At 70.7% G+C, this 16,889-nt stretch carries 19 protein-coding genes; 3 read left to right on the forward strand and 16 right to left on the reverse strand.

Annotation, left to right across the window (positions count from 1 at the left end):
• Positions 1-73: 73 nt before the first annotated feature.
• Positions 74-1,876 carry a gamma-glutamyltransferase gene (gene ggt / locus ACGFRF_RS05725; protein ID WP_393737336.1) on the reverse strand — a complete coding sequence of 601 codons (1,803 nt, stop codon included), beginning with the start codon at positions 1,874-1,876 and terminating at the stop codon, positions 74-76.
• 141 nt (positions 1,877-2,017) lie between these two features.
• On the opposite strand from ggt, the gene ACGFRF_RS05730 reads away from it, so the two are divergent.
• Positions 2,018-2,764, forward strand: a complete 747-nt coding sequence (locus ACGFRF_RS05730) for a hypothetical protein (RefSeq protein WP_393737337.1) — start codon at positions 2,018-2,020, stop codon at positions 2,762-2,764.
• 107 nt (positions 2,765-2,871) lie between these two features.
• The gene (locus tag ACGFRF_RS05735; protein ID WP_393737338.1) at positions 2,872-4,437 is read left to right on the forward strand and encodes a CocE/NonD family hydrolase; all 1,566 of its coding nucleotides are present in this window, start codon (positions 2,872-2,874) and stop codon (positions 4,435-4,437) included.
• Between the two features lie 48 nt (positions 4,438-4,485).
• Here the strand turns inward: ACGFRF_RS05735 and ACGFRF_RS05740 are convergent, their stop codons facing one another.
• From ACGFRF_RS05740 to ACGFRF_RS05810, 15 genes are all read right to left on the reverse strand, one after another.
• Positions 4,486-5,364 (reverse strand): amino acid ABC transporter permease, encoded by an 879-nt coding sequence (locus ACGFRF_RS05740; RefSeq protein ID WP_393737339.1) that lies wholly within the window; start codon positions 5,362-5,364, stop codon positions 4,486-4,488.
• Positions 5,361-6,005, reverse strand: a complete 645-nt coding sequence (locus ACGFRF_RS05745; RefSeq protein WP_393737340.1) for an amino acid ABC transporter permease — start codon at positions 6,003-6,005, stop codon at positions 5,361-5,363. The genes ACGFRF_RS05740 and ACGFRF_RS05745 overlap by 4 nt, the downstream gene beginning before the upstream one ends.
• An 11-nt stretch (positions 6,006-6,016) precedes the next feature.
• Positions 6,017-6,940: a glutamate ABC transporter substrate-binding protein gene (locus ACGFRF_RS05750; protein WP_393737341.1), complete on the reverse strand. Its 924-nt coding sequence runs from the start codon at positions 6,938-6,940 to the stop codon at positions 6,017-6,019.
• 19 nt (positions 6,941-6,959) lie between these two features.
• Entirely contained in the window at positions 6,960-7,703 is a 744-nt protein-coding gene (locus ACGFRF_RS05755) for an amino acid ABC transporter ATP-binding protein (RefSeq protein ID WP_393737342.1), read from the reverse strand.
• Positions 7,704-7,851: 148 nt separating this feature from the next.
• On the reverse strand, positions 7,852-8,271 hold the full coding sequence (locus tag ACGFRF_RS05760; protein ID WP_393737343.1) for a DUF6278 family protein: 420 nt from the start codon (positions 8,269-8,271) through the stop codon (positions 7,852-7,854).
• 15 nt (positions 8,272-8,286) lie between these two features.
• Positions 8,287-9,066 carry an exodeoxyribonuclease III gene (locus tag ACGFRF_RS05765; protein ID WP_393737344.1) on the reverse strand — a complete coding sequence of 260 codons (780 nt, stop codon included), beginning with the start codon at positions 9,064-9,066 and terminating at the stop codon, positions 8,287-8,289.
• 44 nt (positions 9,067-9,110) lie between these two features.
• Positions 9,111-9,746 (reverse strand): MBL fold metallo-hydrolase, encoded by a 636-nt coding sequence (locus ACGFRF_RS05770; protein WP_393737345.1) that lies wholly within the window; start codon positions 9,744-9,746, stop codon positions 9,111-9,113.
• Positions 9,747-9,782: 36 nt separating this feature from the next.
• Positions 9,783-11,072, reverse strand: coding sequence for a 4-carboxymuconolactone decarboxylase (gene pcaC, locus ACGFRF_RS05775; protein ID WP_393737346.1), 1,290 nt, complete (start codon positions 11,070-11,072; stop codon positions 9,783-9,785).
• Between the two features lie 32 nt (positions 11,073-11,104).
• The gene (locus tag ACGFRF_RS05780) at positions 11,105-11,590 is read right to left on the reverse strand and encodes a transposase (RefSeq protein ID WP_393737347.1); all 486 of its coding nucleotides are present in this window, start codon (positions 11,588-11,590) and stop codon (positions 11,105-11,107) included.
• Entirely contained in the window at positions 11,563-11,931 is a 369-nt protein-coding gene (locus ACGFRF_RS05785; RefSeq protein WP_393737348.1) for a hypothetical protein, read from the reverse strand. Before ACGFRF_RS05785 ends, ACGFRF_RS05780 begins: the two co-directional genes overlap by 28 nt.
• Positions 11,932-11,952: 21 nt before the next feature.
• Positions 11,953-12,213, reverse strand: a complete 261-nt coding sequence (locus tag ACGFRF_RS05790) for a hypothetical protein (protein WP_393737349.1) — start codon at positions 12,211-12,213, stop codon at positions 11,953-11,955.
• 188 nt (positions 12,214-12,401) lie between these two features.
• Complete coding sequence (locus tag ACGFRF_RS05795; protein WP_393737350.1) at positions 12,402-13,625, reverse strand: MFS transporter; 1,224 nt, start codon at positions 13,623-13,625, stop codon at positions 12,402-12,404.
• Positions 13,626-13,825: 200 nt separating this feature from the next.
• Complete coding sequence (locus ACGFRF_RS05800) at positions 13,826-14,083, reverse strand: hypothetical protein (RefSeq protein ID WP_393737351.1); 258 nt, start codon at positions 14,081-14,083, stop codon at positions 13,826-13,828.
• Positions 14,084-14,128: 45 nt separating this feature from the next.
• Complete coding sequence (locus ACGFRF_RS05805; RefSeq protein WP_393737352.1) at positions 14,129-14,677, reverse strand: hypothetical protein; 549 nt, start codon at positions 14,675-14,677, stop codon at positions 14,129-14,131.
• A 235-nt stretch (positions 14,678-14,912) separates the two neighbouring features.
• Positions 14,913-15,752 carry a hypothetical protein gene (locus ACGFRF_RS05810; RefSeq protein ID WP_393737353.1) on the reverse strand — a complete coding sequence of 280 codons (840 nt, stop codon included), beginning with the start codon at positions 15,750-15,752 and terminating at the stop codon, positions 14,913-14,915.
• A 90-nt stretch (positions 15,753-15,842) separates the two neighbouring features.
• On the opposite strand from ACGFRF_RS05810, the gene ACGFRF_RS05815 reads away from it, so the two are divergent.
• Positions 15,843-16,886 carry a sodium-dependent transporter gene (locus ACGFRF_RS05815; RefSeq protein ID WP_393737354.1) on the forward strand — a complete coding sequence of 348 codons (1,044 nt, stop codon included), beginning with the start codon at positions 15,843-15,845 and terminating at the stop codon, positions 16,884-16,886.
• Positions 16,887-16,889 lie beyond the last annotated feature (3 nt).

A 16,889-nucleotide genomic window follows, 5' to 3' on the forward strand; every position in this document is an offset into this window, starting at 1 on the left:
ACAAGCCACGGCCGGGAGCGTCACGGCCCCCTCCACCGCCCGTTCACGGCGCCGGGTCGCCTCCACGGCGCGTCTACGGCGCCGGGTCCACCACCATCGCCGAGCCGCCGCCACGCCGTACCTTCTCGGCGGCGGCCAGCCACTTCCCGTTCGGCAGCCGTTGCACGCCGGTCGCCGCGCCGATCTCGGGGTTCGGCTTGAAGCTGTGCCCGAGGGCCTCCAGACGTGCCTTGACGTCGCTGTCGTACAGGCCCGGTTCGAGTTCGGTCTGGGCCGCGTTGCGCTGGCTGGCGCGGGGCGCGGCGATCGCGTCGACCAGCGGCAGGCGCCGGTCCAGGAATCCGGTGAGGGTCTGCAGCACGGTGGTGATGATGGTGGCGCCGCCGGGCGAACCGAGCGCCACGACGGGCCGGTTGTGGCGGTCGAGGACGATCGTCGGCGAGATCGACGAGCGCGGCCGCTTGCCCGGCCCGGGCAGGTTCGGGTCGTGGACGGCCGGGTTGGCGGGGGCGAAGGAGAAGTCGGTCAGCTCGTTGTTGAGCAGGAAGCCCCGGCCGGGCACGGTGATACCGCTGCCGCCGGTCTGCTCGATGGTCAGGGTGTAGGCGACGACGTTGCCCCACTTGTCGGCCGCGGTCAGGTGGGTGGTGTTCTCGCCCTCGTACGTCGTCGGGGCCGCCGTGCCGCCCTTGCCGCAGGCCGCCGGGTGGCGCGGGTCGCCGGGGGCGAGCGGGCTGGTGAGCACCGCGTCGTCCTTGATCAGGCAGGCGCGCGAGTCGGCGAACCGCTGCGACAGCAGCTGCTTGGTCGGTACGTCCTCGAAGGCGGGGTCGCCGACCCAGCGCCCGCGGTCGGCGAAGGCGATGCGGCTGGCCTCGATGTAGCGGTGCAGGTACTGCACCTCGCCGGCCTTGGAAAGGTCCGTCCCCTCCAGGATGTTGAGGGCCTCGCCGACCGTCGTGCCGCCCGAGGAGGAGGGCGCGATGGAGTACACGTTCAGGCCGCGGTACGAGGTCCTGGTGGGCGCCTGGAGCTTGGCGCGGTAGACGGCGAGGTCCTTCTCGGCCAGCTTGCCGGGGCGGGCGTTCCAGCCGGAGGCGGGGTCCACGGGCGGGTGTTCGACCGTCTTGACGATGTCGTCGCCGATGTCCCCGCGGTAGATCGCGCCGACGCCCTTGCGGCCCAGCTCCTCGTAGGTGCGGGCGAGTTCGGGGTTCTTGAGGGTGGAGCCGACGACGGGGAGCCGCCCGTTCGGCAGGAACAGCTTCGCGGTGTCCGGGAAGTAGCGGAACCGGGTCTCGTTGGACGCGGTCTGCGAGCGGAAGGTGTCGTCCACCGTGAAGCCGTCGCGGGCGATCCGTTCGGCCGGCTTCAGGACGGTGCCGAGCTTCTCGCTGCCCCACGCGTCCAGCGCCGTCTGCCAGGTGGCGGGCGTGCCCGGCGTACCGACGCTCAGGCCGCTGCTGACGGCGTCGGCGAAGGCGAGCGGCTTGCCGTGCTCGGTGAACAGGTCGGAGTCGGCGGACAGCGGTGCGGTCTCGCGGCCGTCGATGGTGTGCACCGTACGGGTTCTGGCGTCGTAGTAGACGAAGTAGCCGCCTCCGCCGATGCCCGCGGAGTAGGGCTCGGTGACGCCGAGCGCGGCGGCGGTGGCGACGGCCGCGTCGACCGCGTTGCCGCCGTGTTTCAGCACCTCGATGCCGGCGGCGGAGGCGTCCGCGTCGACGCTGGCCACGGCGCCGCCGTAGCCGACGGCCACGGGAACCTTGGGGACCGTACGGCTCGTTGTCGCGGCGGGTGGCGCGGCGGCCCCCACCGACACCACGGCGACCGAGACCGCCAGAACCGTCAGTTTCCGCGTACCTGGGCGACCCATCCGTACCTCCCGTCGGGACAGTCCGCGCAGCGTAACCAGATCGCCGTACTCACGACAGTACGCCTCGGCGCCCTGCCACACGAACGTCACACATCGAACACGGGTACTAGCCGCCACCCGGTCCCGCTACCATGCGCGGCCATGAACGACGACGTGCGCAACATCGTCCTGGGCGTCATAGCGGCGGGCGTCTCCGCTTCGCTCGGCTGGGTCGCCCGTACCTACTTGTGGCGGCGCAGACTGCGGCGCAAACAGGGGTTCTTCGGGCTGCCGGACCATTCCGAGTCGCTGCTGGTGGTCAATCGCAACGCGGGCGGGCCGGAGCTGTCGGTGATGCGGCACGACGTGTTCGCCCTGCTGGAGCTCTCCGCCCTCATCAAGGACTGCAACGCGCACGCCCAGGTCGTGGCGCACGACGCCACCCAGCAGGGGTTCGGCGAGCGCACGGAGTTCTGCCTGGGCGGTCCCGCCTCGAACCGCCGGATGGCGGCCCACATCTCCTCGCTGCTGCCGGGCGTGCACGTGAACGTCGAGGCCGAGGCCGGCCCGGACCTCGGCGCCTTCCGGATCGGCGGGGACGACTACCGGATGGAGAGCGGGCGGAGCGAGTACGTGCTGCTCGCCCGGCTCACCGCGGGCGGCCGGCGCGACGCCCGCCCGGTGTTCCTCTTCTGCGGCCAGCGTGCCATCACCAACCAGGCCGCCACCCGCTATCTCGCCCGCCACCACGAGCGGCTGGCCCGCAAGTACGGCGGCGGCTCCTTCGTCCTGCTGCTGAAGGTGGTCAACTCGCAGGCGTACGGCCCCGATGTGGTCGAGCTGGTGGCGGATGTGACCCGGGCGGCACAGACGCCCCTGCCGGAGCCCGCTGCCGCCACCACCGAGTGACACTTCAACAATCTTTACCCGTACGTAACTTACCGACGGGTTACTTGCGGTAAGAGGGCGAGGTTACCGTCGGGTCACTTTGCACTGGACCAGTGAAGGAGTGACCCATGGGACACGGTCGCACCGCCCTGCGCACCTCCGCCGCGGGAGCCGTCTCGGCGGCGCTGATCGCCGGCACCGTCGTCGGCCTGGCGCCGGCCGCCGAGGCCGCCCCGTCCGTCCGCTTCGTCGACATCACCGGCGACGGCGGCACCGTACTGAAGGCCAACGTCCTCACGCCCGCGGACACCGACGGCTCGCGCGCTTACCCGCTCATCGTACTGCCCACGAGCTGGGGCCTGCCCCAGGTCGAGTACCTTGCCCAGGCGCGGAAGCTCGCCGACTCCGGCTATGTGGTGCTCAGCTACAACGTGCGCGGCTTCTGGCAGTCCGGCGGCCGGATAGAAGTGGCCGGTCCGCCCGACATAGCGGACGCCTCCAAGGTCATCGACTGGGCCCTCGCGCACACCCCGGCCGACCCGCGGCACATCGGCATGGCGGGTGTCTCGTACGGCGCCGGGATCAGCCTGCTCACGGCCGCCCACGACAAGCGCGTCAAGGCCGTGGCCGCGCTCAGCGGCTGGGCGGACCTGATCGCCTCGATCTATTCGGGCCGCACCCAGCACGTCCAGGCGGCGGCCGTCCTGGACGGCGCGGCCACCCTCACCGGCCGCGAGAGTCCCGAACTGCGCGCCATCTTCGACAACCTGTACTCCTCGAACCTGTCCAAGGAACAGGAGATGATCGACTGGGGGAGGAAACGTTCCGCCGCAACCTATGTCGACCAGCTGAACAAGAACGGCGCCGCGGTCATGCTGGCCAACGCCTGGGGTGACACGGTCTTCCCGGCGAACCAGTACGCCGACTTCTACGAGAAGCTGACCGGGCCCAAGCGGCTCCAGCTGCGCCCCGGCGACCATGCGACCGCCGAGCTGACCGGCCTGTTCGGGCTGCCCAACGACGTGTGGACGGACACCGAGCGCTGGTTCGACCACTACCTCAGGGGCGCCGACAACGGCATCGACCGCGAGCAGCCGGTCCGGCTGAAGTCCCGTGGCGCGGGGGACTACGAGGCCTACCCGGACTGGAAGTCGGTCGGCGCCACGCGCAGGAAGATCGCGCTCGCGGGTTCCACCACCCTCCACGCCGGCCTCGACTCCGGCGCGGACGGCGGGACCGTCTTCCTCTCCAGCATCCTCGACCAGGTCGCCCAGCTGCCGCCGATCGCCTCGATGCCGCTGCTGCCGCGCCGCTGGGCGGCCGTGTGGCAGTCGGAGCGGTACGGCAGCGCCCAGCGGGTGCGCGGCACGGCGCGCCTGCACACCACGCTCACTCCGACGAAGGAGAGCGGCACCCTGATCGCCTACCTGTACGACGTGGGGCCGCTCGGCATCGGCAAGCTGGTCACGCACGCGCCCTGCACATGGCACGGGCGGACGCCCGGGGAGCCGTTCGACGTCGACCTGGAGCTGTTCTCCACGGCCTACGACGTCCCCGCCGGGCACCGCCTCGCGCTGGTGGTCGACACGGTCGACCCGCTGTACACCGAGCACAACCCGTCCGGCGCGCAGCTGACCTTCTCCTCGCCCTCGGACGACCCGTCGTACGTGTCCGTCCCCGTGCGCGAGCAGTGATCTCCGGCTGCCGCCGGACGAGCATGGCCCGTAGGAACTGCCGCCCCCTTACGGTCTCGGGGCCGTGGGGGGCTCCCCACCCGGCAGCGGCGCCCCAGGTCCGGCCGCGGCGACCACCACGGCCTCGGTCTTGGGACTGCGCTGCTCACGGCGGGACACCCAGCCGGCGAACCACGAGAGCAGCATGCACATCCCGATGTAGATCGGCGAGATCACCATCACCACAGGGATGAACGGCAAATCGTAGTCGAGGTTCGAGGCGATGAGTTTCCCGGCGTGGAGGAACTCCTCATAGGTGATGAGGAAACCGAGGGAGGTGTCCTTCAGGGCGACGACCAGCTGGCTGATGATGGCGGGCAGCATGGCCCGTACCGCCTGCGGGACGAGGACGTACCCCATGACCTGGGTCTTGCGCATGCCGAGCGCGAACGCGGCCTCACGCTGGCCGCGTTCGACGGAGTTGACGCCGGAGCGGAAGACCTCGGCGAGCACCGAGCCGTTGTAGAGGGTGAGTCCGGCCACCAGCGCGGGCAGCGGCTGCACCTTGAGCGCCACGAAGATGAAGAAGATCATCACCAGGACGGGCATGGCCCGGAAGAACTCCACGAGGAGCGTGGCGAGCAGGCGCACCGGCCGGTGGTCCGACAGCCGCCCGGTGGCGAGCAGACCGCCGAGGGCGAGGGAGAGGACGGCCGCGAGCGCGAACGCCTTCAGCGTGTTGCCGAGCCCTCGCAGCAGCAGCTCCTGGATGCCCTTGTACGCGAACGGCATCCACTTGGTGGCCGTGAACTGCCCCGTGTGGAACAGGAGGTACAGGATCCAGCCGACGAGGGCGAGGAGGGCGGCGGTGGACAGGACACCGTAGGCGCGGTGGCGGCGCCGGGTGCGCGGGCCCGGAACGTCGTAGAGCGCGGTGGCCCCGGTCATCGGGCGACTCCCCACGTCCGTTCCAGCACGTTGAACAGGGCGCTGATGGCGAGCGTGATGACCAGGTAGCCGAGGGCGATCCAGACGAAGGTCCAGACGATGTTGTAGCCCAGCTCGTTGATGGTCTTGTAGGTGCCGAGCAGTTCGGTGACGCTGAACGCGCCGGCGATCGCGGAGTTCTTGGCCAGCGCGATGAGCGTGGAACCGACGGGCGGGATCACGGACCGGAACGCCTGCGGCAGCACGACCAGGTTCAGGGTCTGCGCGAAGGTCATGCCGAGGCTGCGGGCCGCCTCGCCCTGCTCCTTGGGGACGGTGTTGATGCCGGAGCGCAGCACCTCGCAGATGAACGCCGAGGTGTAGCAGCCCAGGGCGAGGACCGCGAACACCTTGAAGGGCAGCACGAGTCCGAACCGGGGCAGGCCCAGCAGCACCGCGAAGAACAGCAGGGTGAGCGGGGTGTTGCGCAGCACCGTGACCCACACCGTGCCGAAGACGCGCAGCGAGCCGACCGGGGCGACCCGGAAGGACGCCATCAGGAAACCGAGCGCCAGCGCCAGCAGGGAGGCGTAGACGGTCAGTTCGACCGTGCCGAGAAAACCCTCCCGGTAGATGGCGAAGTTGTCTGTCAGTACGTTCATGGCGTCCTCGGTCAGCTCGCCGGGTAGCGGTCGATGGCGGGCGGGTGGGGTGCGGGCACGCCGGACAGGCCGAGCGTGGCGTCGTACGCCTTCCTCCAGTCGCCGTCCTTCTCCCGGGCCTGAAGGGCGTCGTCCAGGGCGAGACGCAGGGCGTTGTCGCCGTGCGGGACACCGATGCCGTACGGCTCCCTGGAGAACGGCTTGCCGACGACCTTCAGCTCGTCGGGGACCTTGGCCGCGTAGCCGATGAGGATGGCGTCGTCGGTGGTGACGGCGTCGACCTGATAGGTGAGGAGGTTGTCGACGCAGACGGAGTAGGTGTCGTAGGCGACCAGGATCGCCCTCGGGTAGTCGGTCTTGATGCGCTGGTAGGGCGTCGAACCGGCAGCCGAGCAGACGCGTTTGCCCGCGAGGTCCTGCGGGCCGTGGATGTCGTTCTCGTCCGTGCGGACCAGCAGGGACTGGCCGGCCATGTAGTAGGGGCCGGCGAAGCCGACGAGCTTCTTGCGGCCCGGGTTGATGGTGTAGGTGCCGACGTAGAAGTCGATCTGGCCGTTCTGCAGGGCCGTCTCGCGGTTGGCGGAGGCGATGGTGCGGAAGCGGATCGTGTCCGGCGGGAAGCCGAGCGAGGCGGACATCATCTTGGCGATCTCGATGTCGAAGCCGGAGTAGGTACCGGTCGCCGGGTCCTTCTCGCCCAGGTAGGGCTGGTCCTCCTTGACGCCGACGACGAAGTAGCCGCGCTTCTTGGCCCGCGTCCAGGTCGGGGAGTCGGGCAGGCTGAAGCCCCGGGCCACCTGGTAGTCCGGGAGCTTGTCGGTCGCCGGGCCCTTGGCGGGCGGGCTGCCGGCCTTGCCGCATCCCGCGGTGAGCAGGGCGAGCACGCCGAGCAGGGCGGCGCACAGGGCGCGGGGCGCACGGGTGGTACGGAACACGGGTCGCACTCCCCCGGGGTCAGTGCTTGAGGATCTTGGAGAGGAAGTCCTTGGCGCGGTTGCTGCTCGGGTTGGTGAAGAACTCCTCCGGGCTGCGGTCCTCGACGATCCGTCCGTCGGCCATGAAGACGACGCGGTTGGCGGAGGCGCGGGCGAAGCCCATCTCGTGGGTGACGACGACCATGGTCATGCCCTCCCGGGCGAGCTGCCGCATGACCTCCAGCACCTCGTTGATCATCTCCGGGTCGAGGGCGGAGGTGGGTTCGTCGAAGAGCATCGCCTTCGGTTCCATGGCGAGCGCGCGGGCGATGGCCACACGCTGCTGCTGGCCGCCGGAGAGCTGCGCCGGGTACTTGTCGGCCTGGTTCAGCAGGCCCACGCGGTCGAGGAGCTCGCGGGAGCGGCGGTCGGCGTCCTCCCGCTTGTGGCCGCGGACCTTGACCTGGGCGAGGGAGACGTTCTGCAGGACCGTCTTGTGGGCGAAGAGGTTGAAGGACTGGAAGACCATCCCGACCTCGGCGCGGAGCCGGGCGAGGGCCTTGCCCTCCTCGGGCAGCGGCTGCCCGTCGAGCGTGATGGTGCCCGAGGCGATGGTCTCCAGCCGGTTGATCGTCCTGCACAGCGTCGACTTGCCCGACCCAGACGGGCCGATGACCACGACCACCTCTCCCTTGCCGACGGTCAGGTCGATGTCCCTGAGGACATGCAGCTCCCCGAAGTACTTGTTGACGTTCCGCAGTTCGATCAACGGATCGACGGCCATACGCAGCCCTACCCACTCTCAGCTGTGTCGTGGTTGCCGCAAACTATCCAGACGACAGTGGGGGCGACGGCCGACACGCACCTGCCGGGCATTAGCCGTATTTACGTCAGTGGGGTGATCCCATGGGTGCTCGTACGGGGCCGCGGAGTCAGGTCTCGGCGATCTCCGCGTACAGCTGGGACAGCTCGGGGACGCCGCTCGCGGCCCACTCCCGCCCGGCCGGCACCACCTCGACCGCACGGCCGGAGGCGAGGCGTACGACGGGCTCGCCGTCGGAGCGGATCTCCCAGGCGGCACCGGGCACGGTGCGCACCACGACCGTGCCCAGGTACAGCCCGGCGTCGTTGCCCAGCCAGGGCAGGATCTCGGCGTCGTCGCGCCAGCGCGGGACCATCTGGTCCAGCGCCTCCAGCGAGGCCGGGGTGTCGTCGAGGCGGACGCCCGCCTGGGCCGCCTGCGAGCGGAGCAGTTCGCACTCCGACAGCAGCGCGGCGACCGACTCGGGGTCGGCGGGGAGCACCGCGTGACCGTCCTTCTTGTGCCGGTGGCCCAGGAACGGAATGTTCATGGACCCAGCGTGGCATCACACGTCGAGGTCGACCACCACCGGCGCGTGGTCGGAGGCGCCCTTGCCCTTGCGCTCCTCACGGTCGACGTAGGCGTCCTTGACGGCCTTGGCGAACGCACCGTTGCCGTACACCAGGTCGATGCGCATGCCGCGGTTCTTGGGGAAGCACAGCTGGCGGTAGTCCCAGTACGTGAAGGGGTGCTCGTACTTGAGCGGGCGCGGGACGACGTCGTTCAGCCCGGCCTCGCGCAGGGCGGCGAGGGCGGCCCGCTCGGCCGGGGTGACGTGGGTCGAGCCCTCGAACGCGGCCGGGTCGAAGACGTCGTCGTCGGTCGGCGCCACGTTGTAGTCGCCCAGCACGGCGAACGGGCGGCTGCCCTGCGCGTCGCCGTACACGGCCGCCTTCAGGGCCTCGAACCACTGGAGCTTGTACGCGTAGTGCGGGTGGCCGACCTCCCGGCCGTTGGGCACGTACACGGACCAGACGCGGACCGGGCCGCAGGTCGCCGAGAGGGCGCGCGGCTCGGTCACGCCGTCGTAGCCCGGGTCGCCGGGCAGGCCCTTGACCACGTCCTCGATGCCGACGCGGGAGAGCACCGCCACGCCGTTCCACCGGCCGGTCGCGTGGACCGCCGCCTCGTAGCCCAGCTCGCGCAGCTGGTCGAACGGGAACTGCTCCTCGGCGATCTTGGCCTCCTGGAGGCAGAGCACGTCGGTGCCGCTGCTCTCCAGCCAGGCCAGCAGCCGGGGAAGGCGGGCGGTGATCGAGTTCACGTTCCAGGTAGCGATGCGCATGCCTCACAACCTACCCGGCGGGTGTGACAACGCCGTCCGTGCGCTCAGACCTGCGCCGACGCCCCCGGGGTGAGCCGCTGGTGGTCCGTGCCGCCGAGCGCGCCGATCTGGCGGTCGTAGATCGGGCGGGCGAGGTCGGTGAGCAGCGCGTCGTGGACGTCGTAGGCGCGCCGCGGCTTGACCTCGCGGACGTAGTCGATCACCTCGGCGATCTTGTTCCACGGGGCCATCACCGGGATCAGCAGGGTCTCCACGGGTCGGTCGGGGACGGTGAGGGCGTCGCCCGGGTGGAAGACCTTGCCGCCGTCGACCAGGTAGCCGACGTTGGTGATGCGCGGGATGTCCGGGTGGATCACGGCGTGCAGTTCGCCGTGGACCTGCACGTCGAAGCCGACGGCGGTGAAGGTGTCGCCGTGGCCGACGGTGTGGACGCGGCCCGGGAAGGCCGCGGTGATCTGGTCGGCGACGGACCTCAGCGTCCAGATCTCCGCGGCCGGGTTCGCCTCCAGGGCGGCCCGCAGCCGGCCCTCGTCGAAGTGGTCGGGATGCTCGTGCGTGACCAGGATCGCGTCCGCGCCGACCGCGGCGTCCTGCTCGCTGAACCCGCCGGGGTCGATGACGAGCGTCCGCCCCTCCTTCTCGAGGCGGACACAGGCGTGGGACATCTTCGTGAGCTTCATGACTCCCCATCCTGCCGCGAGGGACCCCGCGGGGCCTCACTCAGCGGGCGTGGTCTCCTCGCGGATGACCTGCTGGGCCACCCGGAAAGCGCTGTTCGCGGCCGGCACCCCGCAGTACACGGCCGCCTGCAGCAGCACTTCCTTGATCTCGTCCGGGGTGAGCCCGTTGCGTAGGGCCGCCCGGGTGTGGAAGGCCAGCTCCTCCAGGTGGCCGCCCGCGACCAGCGCGGTCAGCGCGATGCAGCTGCGGGTACGGCGGTCCAGACCCGGCCGGTCCCAGATCTCGCCCCAGGCGTAGCGGGTGACGAACTCCTGGAAGTCCCCGGAGAACTCGCCGGCCTGCGCCAGCGCCTGGTCGACATGCGCGTCGCCCAGCAGCTCCCGGCGGATCTTCAGCCCGGTCTCGTACCGCTCCGGCTGCCCGGCGGGCTCGGCCGGTACGGCCGCCGGGGCGATCTCCGCGATCGGCACGGCCTGCGGCGGCGCGAGCGGGACCGGGGCGGCCGGCACGCTCGGCAGGGCGGTCTGGCCGGTGTCGAAGGGCTGCTGCCAGGCGGTGGCGAAGTGGTGCACCAGCAGGTCGGTGACGGCGGCGGGCTGCTCGACCGGCACCAGGTGGGACGCGCCGGGAACCACCGCGAGCCGGGCGTCCGGGATGCCGGCGACCAGGGTGCGGGCCTCGGCGGGACCGGTGACCTGGTCCTCGGAACCGACCAGCACGAGGGTCGGCACGCCGACCCTGCCCAGTTCGGGCCGTACGTCGAACGAGGCGAGGGCCTCGCAGGCGGCGATGTAGCAGCCGGGGTCGGTGGTGCGGACCATCTGCACCGCCCACTCGGTGATCGCGGGCTGCGCCGCGGCGAACCCGCCGGTGAACCAGCGGTCGGGCGCGGTCCGGGCGATCGGGTCGAGCCCGTTCGTGCGGACGATCACCCCGCGCTGCCGGAACTCGTCGGCGGTGCCGAACCGGGGCGAGGCCGCGACCACCGCGAGCGAGGCGACCCGCTCGGGGTGGCGCAGCGCGAGCTCGATACCGACCGCGCCGCCCAGGGCGCAGCCCGCGTAGCCGAAGCGCTGGACGCCGAGCGCGTCCAGCGTGCCCAGCAGACGAGCGGTCAGCTCGGCGACCGAGCCGGCCGGGTGGGCGGTGGCGCCGCCGTGTCCCGGCAGGTCGAACCGGAAGACCCGCCACTGCTTGGTCAGCTCGGGAACCTGACGGTCCCACATGTGCCATGTGGTACCCAGTGAGGGACCCAGGATCAGGACCGGAGCGTCTTCTGGCCCGTCGAAGCGGTATTGCAGGGTGTTCGGTGGTGTCTCACTCACGCCCCAGACCCTCTCACGTCTCACGGACGCCCCTATAACGGGGGGACGCCGGATACCGTCCTGACCAGGTTGAAGACCTCTCGGGCGGCATATCGCTTCAGGCTACGGATGGTCTCACGGCGGGTCTTGCCCTCCTTCGTGCGGCGTTCGTAGTACGCCTGGGTGCGGGGATCGAAGCGCAGCCGGGTGAACACGATGCGGTGCAGGGCAGCGTTGGCCTGCCGGTCGCCGCCATGGTTGAGCCGACGCGAGGTCCGGCGGCCCGAGGAGTACTCGACGGGACTGACTCCGCACAGGGCGACGAAGGACGCCTCGGTGTTCAGCCGTTCGGGGTTGTCTCCCATGGTGATCAGCAAGGTGACGGCGCTGTCCGGGCCGATGCCCACCGGCACGAGCAACTGCGGGGCATGGCGCTCGACGAGCCGGGTCAGGCGCTGATTCAACTCATCGATCTGCCCGGTGAGCTGTTCGATGCGCTCGGCGAGCATGCTCAGGGTGACGCGGGTGGCTTGGGCCACGGCGTCCTCATCGCCCCGCCGCTTTCGCCGTCGCGCGGGCTGAGGCGCGGGCAGGTGCGGAAGAGCTCGGCATTGCCGAGGTTCGACAACCGCTCCCGCAGGGCGGGGTCGGCGATGACCAAGACGGCCTTGAGCTGGTTGATCGCCTGGGTGCGGGCCTTGACCGCGGAGTCCTTGACGAGCTTGTACATCCGGGCGCTGTGCACTGGACCGTCGCCGGACTTTGCCCGGGCCCGGGCGCGACCACTGAGCACGGCTCGCGCGGCGGCCTGCGCATCGAGCGGGTCCGACTTCCCGAGCAGACGGCGGGCCGAGCGGTCGGGCCGGTTCACCTCGAACACCACGACACGCTGCGCCAGCAGCTAGCGCGACAGGCCCGCTCCGAAGGTACCGGGGCCCTCCACACCGGCCCGGCGCACCGTCCCCCGCTTGCTGGCCCAGACGACCAGCCGCCGGTAGCCGGCCACTGTGGCCGGAAAGGACTTGGCACCCAGGAACTGGCCCAGTGGGCAGACCACCGCGGCGACACGAACCTCGCCGTGTGCGTCCACGCCCAGGACGACCTCGCCCCAAGCGGGCGGCCCTGTGCTGCTGGACGAGGCCCTGCATTGTCGGGGTGTCATGGTGGTCCGCCTCCCGCGTGATCACGTGCTGGGTAGCCGACACCGGCCTGCTCGGGCGGTCTGAACCGTGATGGCGCCTGATCGTCGGCAACGCCCCTATGGGGACACACCATGTGGCTCGGTACCGGCAGGCGCCACCCCGCGACGACAGTCGACAAGCCCGCGACTGGACACTTCGGTCATAGATCTCATGAGTCAGACCCCCGTCCGGGACGGCGCCGCCCAACCGTCCCATTGATCCCGGCCCAATGGCATGACTCGATCACTGCCGGATGGCTTCTTCCGAATATGCGGGGTATCGCGTCCAGCAGGGGCATGAGCTGGGTGACGTCGTGACGGTTTCCGCTGGTCAAGGACGGTACGAGGTCGGCGACGGTGGCACGCAGCGTGGACTCCTGAACGCCGACCGCGGCGCCCCACACCAGCGCACCCGCCACGGCGACTCCCACCGTGTCGGTGAAGACCAAGGCCGCAACGGCGGCAGACAGCAGCGGCAGGACGACCAGGACCTGGGCGCCGAACCGGTCGTACAGCCAGCCCGTGGCCAGCGCCGCCACCGCGTCCGCGGCCATGGCCGCCGCGTACAGCACCGGCACCGTCGCGGTCGGTATCAAGTGGCGGACGACCAGGTGGTAGGAGAGCACACCGAAGGTGGCGAAACCGGTCAGGGTGGCTGCGGTGAATACCGCGTAGGCCCAGAAGGCCCGCGACAGCTTCCTGTCGCGGGATCCGGCGGGAGGCGGCTCCTCGGGCGCCGCCGTGCCGACGGTCGTCTCGTAGCCGATCGGATCGGGAACCCTGGCACGCAACCAGAGCAGCAGCGCGACGGCGGCCACGCCGGGCAGCGCCAGCACCCCCAGCGCCGGGGCGTAGTCGTCGCCGGTGAGGGCGAGGACCCCGGCCACCGTGAGCGGACCGACAAGCGCGCCGACCTGGTCCATCGCCTCGTGGACCGCGAAGCCGCGGCCCCGTCCGGTGGCGGCGGTGGCGTGCGAGAGCAGCGTGTCCTTGGCCGGGGAGCGTACGGCCTTGCCGACGCGTTCCGCGATCACCAGGGTGCAGGCCACCCACAGCACTGCGGTCAGACCGAGCACCGGGACGGTGGCCGCGGTCAGCACGTATCCGGCGATCGTCCACGCCCAGAAGCGGCGGCTGCGATCGGCCAGCGGTCCCGAAGCCAGACGCAGTCCGAGCGCGGCAGCCTCGCCCGCCCCCGTGACCACTCCGACCACGGCCGCGGAGGCGCCCAGGTGGGCGAGCAGTGGGCCGGTGACGGAGCGAGCGCCCTCGTAGACGAAGTCCATCAGCAGACTGACGCTCCCGAACACCAACACGAACCGCCACGCCGAGAGCCCCCGGGCGGGACCGCCCGACGGTTCGGGCGTGGCGGACGTGGTTCGGGCGGGGTTCACGAACTCCTCCCCAGGGTGTCGCGCGCCTGACAGGCCGGACATGGCCTCCTGAACATCGGCCCACCTCCTGGTGGCGCTCTCATCTTCACCGGACGAATCCGGCAGGCACATGCCCTCGCAACACGTTGTAGCAGTCAGGTGCCGAGGCGGGCGCAGGACGCTCTCCCGCGCCCGCCCGACGAGCGTGGCGCCGTTCGCGCTCAGTCAGTCCGCTCGGTGGCCCGGTCGTACTCGCCGGTCTCCGGAGGCAGGGCCGCGGACCGGGCGAGGCTACGGCGCTCCTGAGTGTGGGCGTAACCTGTCAGACCGACCAGTATGGCCAGCAGCACGGCCGACGAACCCGCCGTACCGAGGTCGAGACCGCCCTTCGCGACCGGCTTGGTCAGGAAGTCGCCGGCCGTCGCGCCGAGCGGGCGGGTCAGCACGAAGGCGACCCAGAACAGCAGCACGTTCGGCACGGCGGGCAGCCCTCATCAGGGCCACCAGCACCAGCAGGACACCGGTCACCAGTGCCGCCCCGCCGGCGTAGCCGAGGCCCGAACTGTCGGACACGAGTCGCCCATCGAGGTGCCGAGGGTGTTGGAGACGAGGATCGCCGACCAGAACAGCGCCTCCCCGCGGAAGCCGACGATGTCCCGGATGACGAACGTCATCCCGGTCAGCTTCCAGACGGCGAAGATGACGACCAGGACCGAGATCAGGATCGCCGCGCCCGTCGGGTATCCGAGACCGAGGCCTTGCGGTCCCCAGCCCAGCGAAGCGGCGCCGCTCGCAAGGTACTTGGTGCTGGCGTCGCGGTTCATGAAGTCGGACATCGTGGTGCCGGCCATGCTGGTCGACAGGATGACCGTCCAGTAGAAGAACGGGTTGTAGCGGCGGGAGCGCAACTGAACGACCAGGGTCACCACGAAGAGCAGGAACAGGGCGATCGTGGTGAGGAAGTAGCCGAGCTTCAGGGTCTGGGCGACGAGGTCGCCGGCCGTCTCGCCCAGGGTCGTCGCAGCAATCTTCATGATCCAGAAGGCGAGGGTGACTTCGGGCAGCTTCTTCATCACCGCCCCGGCCGTGCTCGCGGCACGATGCTGCCCTGCGGCAACGTCTAAGCCAGTGAGGACTTCGGGATTCTCCATGGTCGGACGCTCCTGTTCGTGGGGGGTGTGAAAGGGCGCCCCTCTCCGCGAGGGGGACGGGCGACCCTGCGACACACGGGCCGACCGCAGAGGCCGGCCGTGGTGTCCGACCTTGCCGGTGATCGCTTGAACGCTTCCTGAACGCCTTCCCAGCCGTTCAGGCTGTCTGCCGCGTCACGGGCGCGGGGTCCGCGACGTCCTTGCGGGTCACCGCCAGGTACACCACCAGGCCGAGGATGACGGCCAGGAAGAGCCCGCTCGTGACGACGGTGCCGAACCCGAGGCCGCCGTCGCCGGTCGGCTGGGACAGGTAGTCGCCGATCGATGCGCCGAGCGGGCGGGTCAGGATGTAGGCGATCCAGAAGCTCCACACCGCGTCCAGGCCCAGCGCGAAGTGCGCGACCGCCACGGCGGCGATGGCCAGCGCGAACAGGACCGCCGCGAGCCAGTAGCCCAGGTCCATGCGTTCGGAGACCAGATCGCCGCCCGCCGTTCCGAGGGCGAAGGTGAACAGTACGGCCAGCCAGTAGTACGCCTCACGGCTGGTGGTGTCGATGCTGTGGATGGAGAGGGTGCGCTCGCGCCGGTACCAGACGACGAACACGACGGCGAGAAGAACGGCGAACACCGCGGAGGTCGTCTCCAGCGGTACGCCCATGTTGTCGGTGAGGTTGTCGCTGATCAGCGTGCCGACGACGCTGATGAGGGCGACGGCGAGCCAGTACACGCCCGCGCGGTACGCCGTGGTGCGGAACTGGACGACGAGGACCACCGCGAGCAGCGCGCTCATGAGCACGGACACGCCGGTCAGGCCCAGGCCGGCCTTCTCGTTGAGCAGGTCGGCAGCGGTCTCGCCGACCGTCGTGCACAGCACCTTGATGATCCAGAAGTAGGCGGTGACCTCGGGGACCTTGTTCCAGCGCAGACGGTGGGTGGGGCGAGCGGAGGCACTCGTGCCCGGTTCGGCCTCGGGAGTCTCGGAGAGTTCGTAGGTCATGGGCAGGACGTTGCCAGCGGTTACCTGAACGCATCCTGACTGCCGCGCGGCTTTCCCCGCCCCCGGGTCCGGCCTGATCATGATGGTGCCATGCACACTCGCGCCGCGTCCTGGCTGCGGCACCGGCTCGGCCGCGTCGTCGTCATGTCCTACGCCCTCGCTCTGTTCCTGCCCGGCCCCGGCCTGTGGCTGCGCCGCCCTCATCCCTCACCGCTACCACCGACGCACCTGACGCTGCACACCGCACCGCTCCTGCTGTCCCTGGTCCTGTTCTCGGCAGGGCTTCAGGTACCTGTCCGCGCGCTGGGCCGTCTGCTGCGACGGCCGAAGGCCCTGGTCGCCGGACTCGTGCTGCACCTCGCGATCCCGCTGGCGGTCGTGCCGCTCGTCGCCTTCCTGCTGCGGCGCACCCCCGACACCGACGGCGGCAGCGGACTGCTCACCGCGATGATCCTCGTCGTGGCGATGCCCGTCGCCGCCGGGGCCACCGTGTGGACCGACAAGGGCGACGGCGACCAGCCGACGATGGTGGGCCTCGTCCTGGCCTCCACCCTCCTCAGCCCGCTCACCACCCCCTTGCTGCTGGCGACGCTGTCGCCGCTGCTCAGCGGCGGCTACGCGCACACCCTTGCCGCCACCGGCCGGCTGGCGGAGGGCGGATTCGCCCTTACCGCCGTGGTCCTTCCCTGTGCGGCGGGGCTCCTGGGCGCGCTCGTCCTGCCCGCGCGCCCGCTACACCGTCTCCAGTCGACGGTGACGCCCTTGGCCCTGGCCGGCTCGCTGCTGCTGACCTACGTCAACGCCAGCGGCGCCCTCGGCTCCGTCCTCGCCCGGCCCCGCCCTCTGCTGTTCGCCGCCGCCCTGGCGGTGGCCGCCCTGGTCTGCCTGCTCTCCTTCGCCCTCGGCCGGGCCGCCGCCCGCGTCCTGCGGCTGGAGGCGGGCACCGCCTCGTCGCTCACACTCGCCTGCGGCATGAACAACAGCAGCGCCAGCGCGGTCCTGATCACCGCGTCCCTGCCCGACAAACCCCACCTGCTGCTGCCGGTCCTCGCCTACGGCCTGCTCCAGAAAACCGCCGCGAGCCGCATCGTCACCCGCCTGCGGCGCGACCCCGCTCCCCCCGCAGGCCCCTGACCG

Source organism: Streptomyces sp. NPDC048521 (assembly GCF_043199855.1).
In the GTDB taxonomy this organism is placed as follows: domain Bacteria; phylum Actinomycetota; class Actinomycetes; order Streptomycetales; family Streptomycetaceae; genus Streptomyces.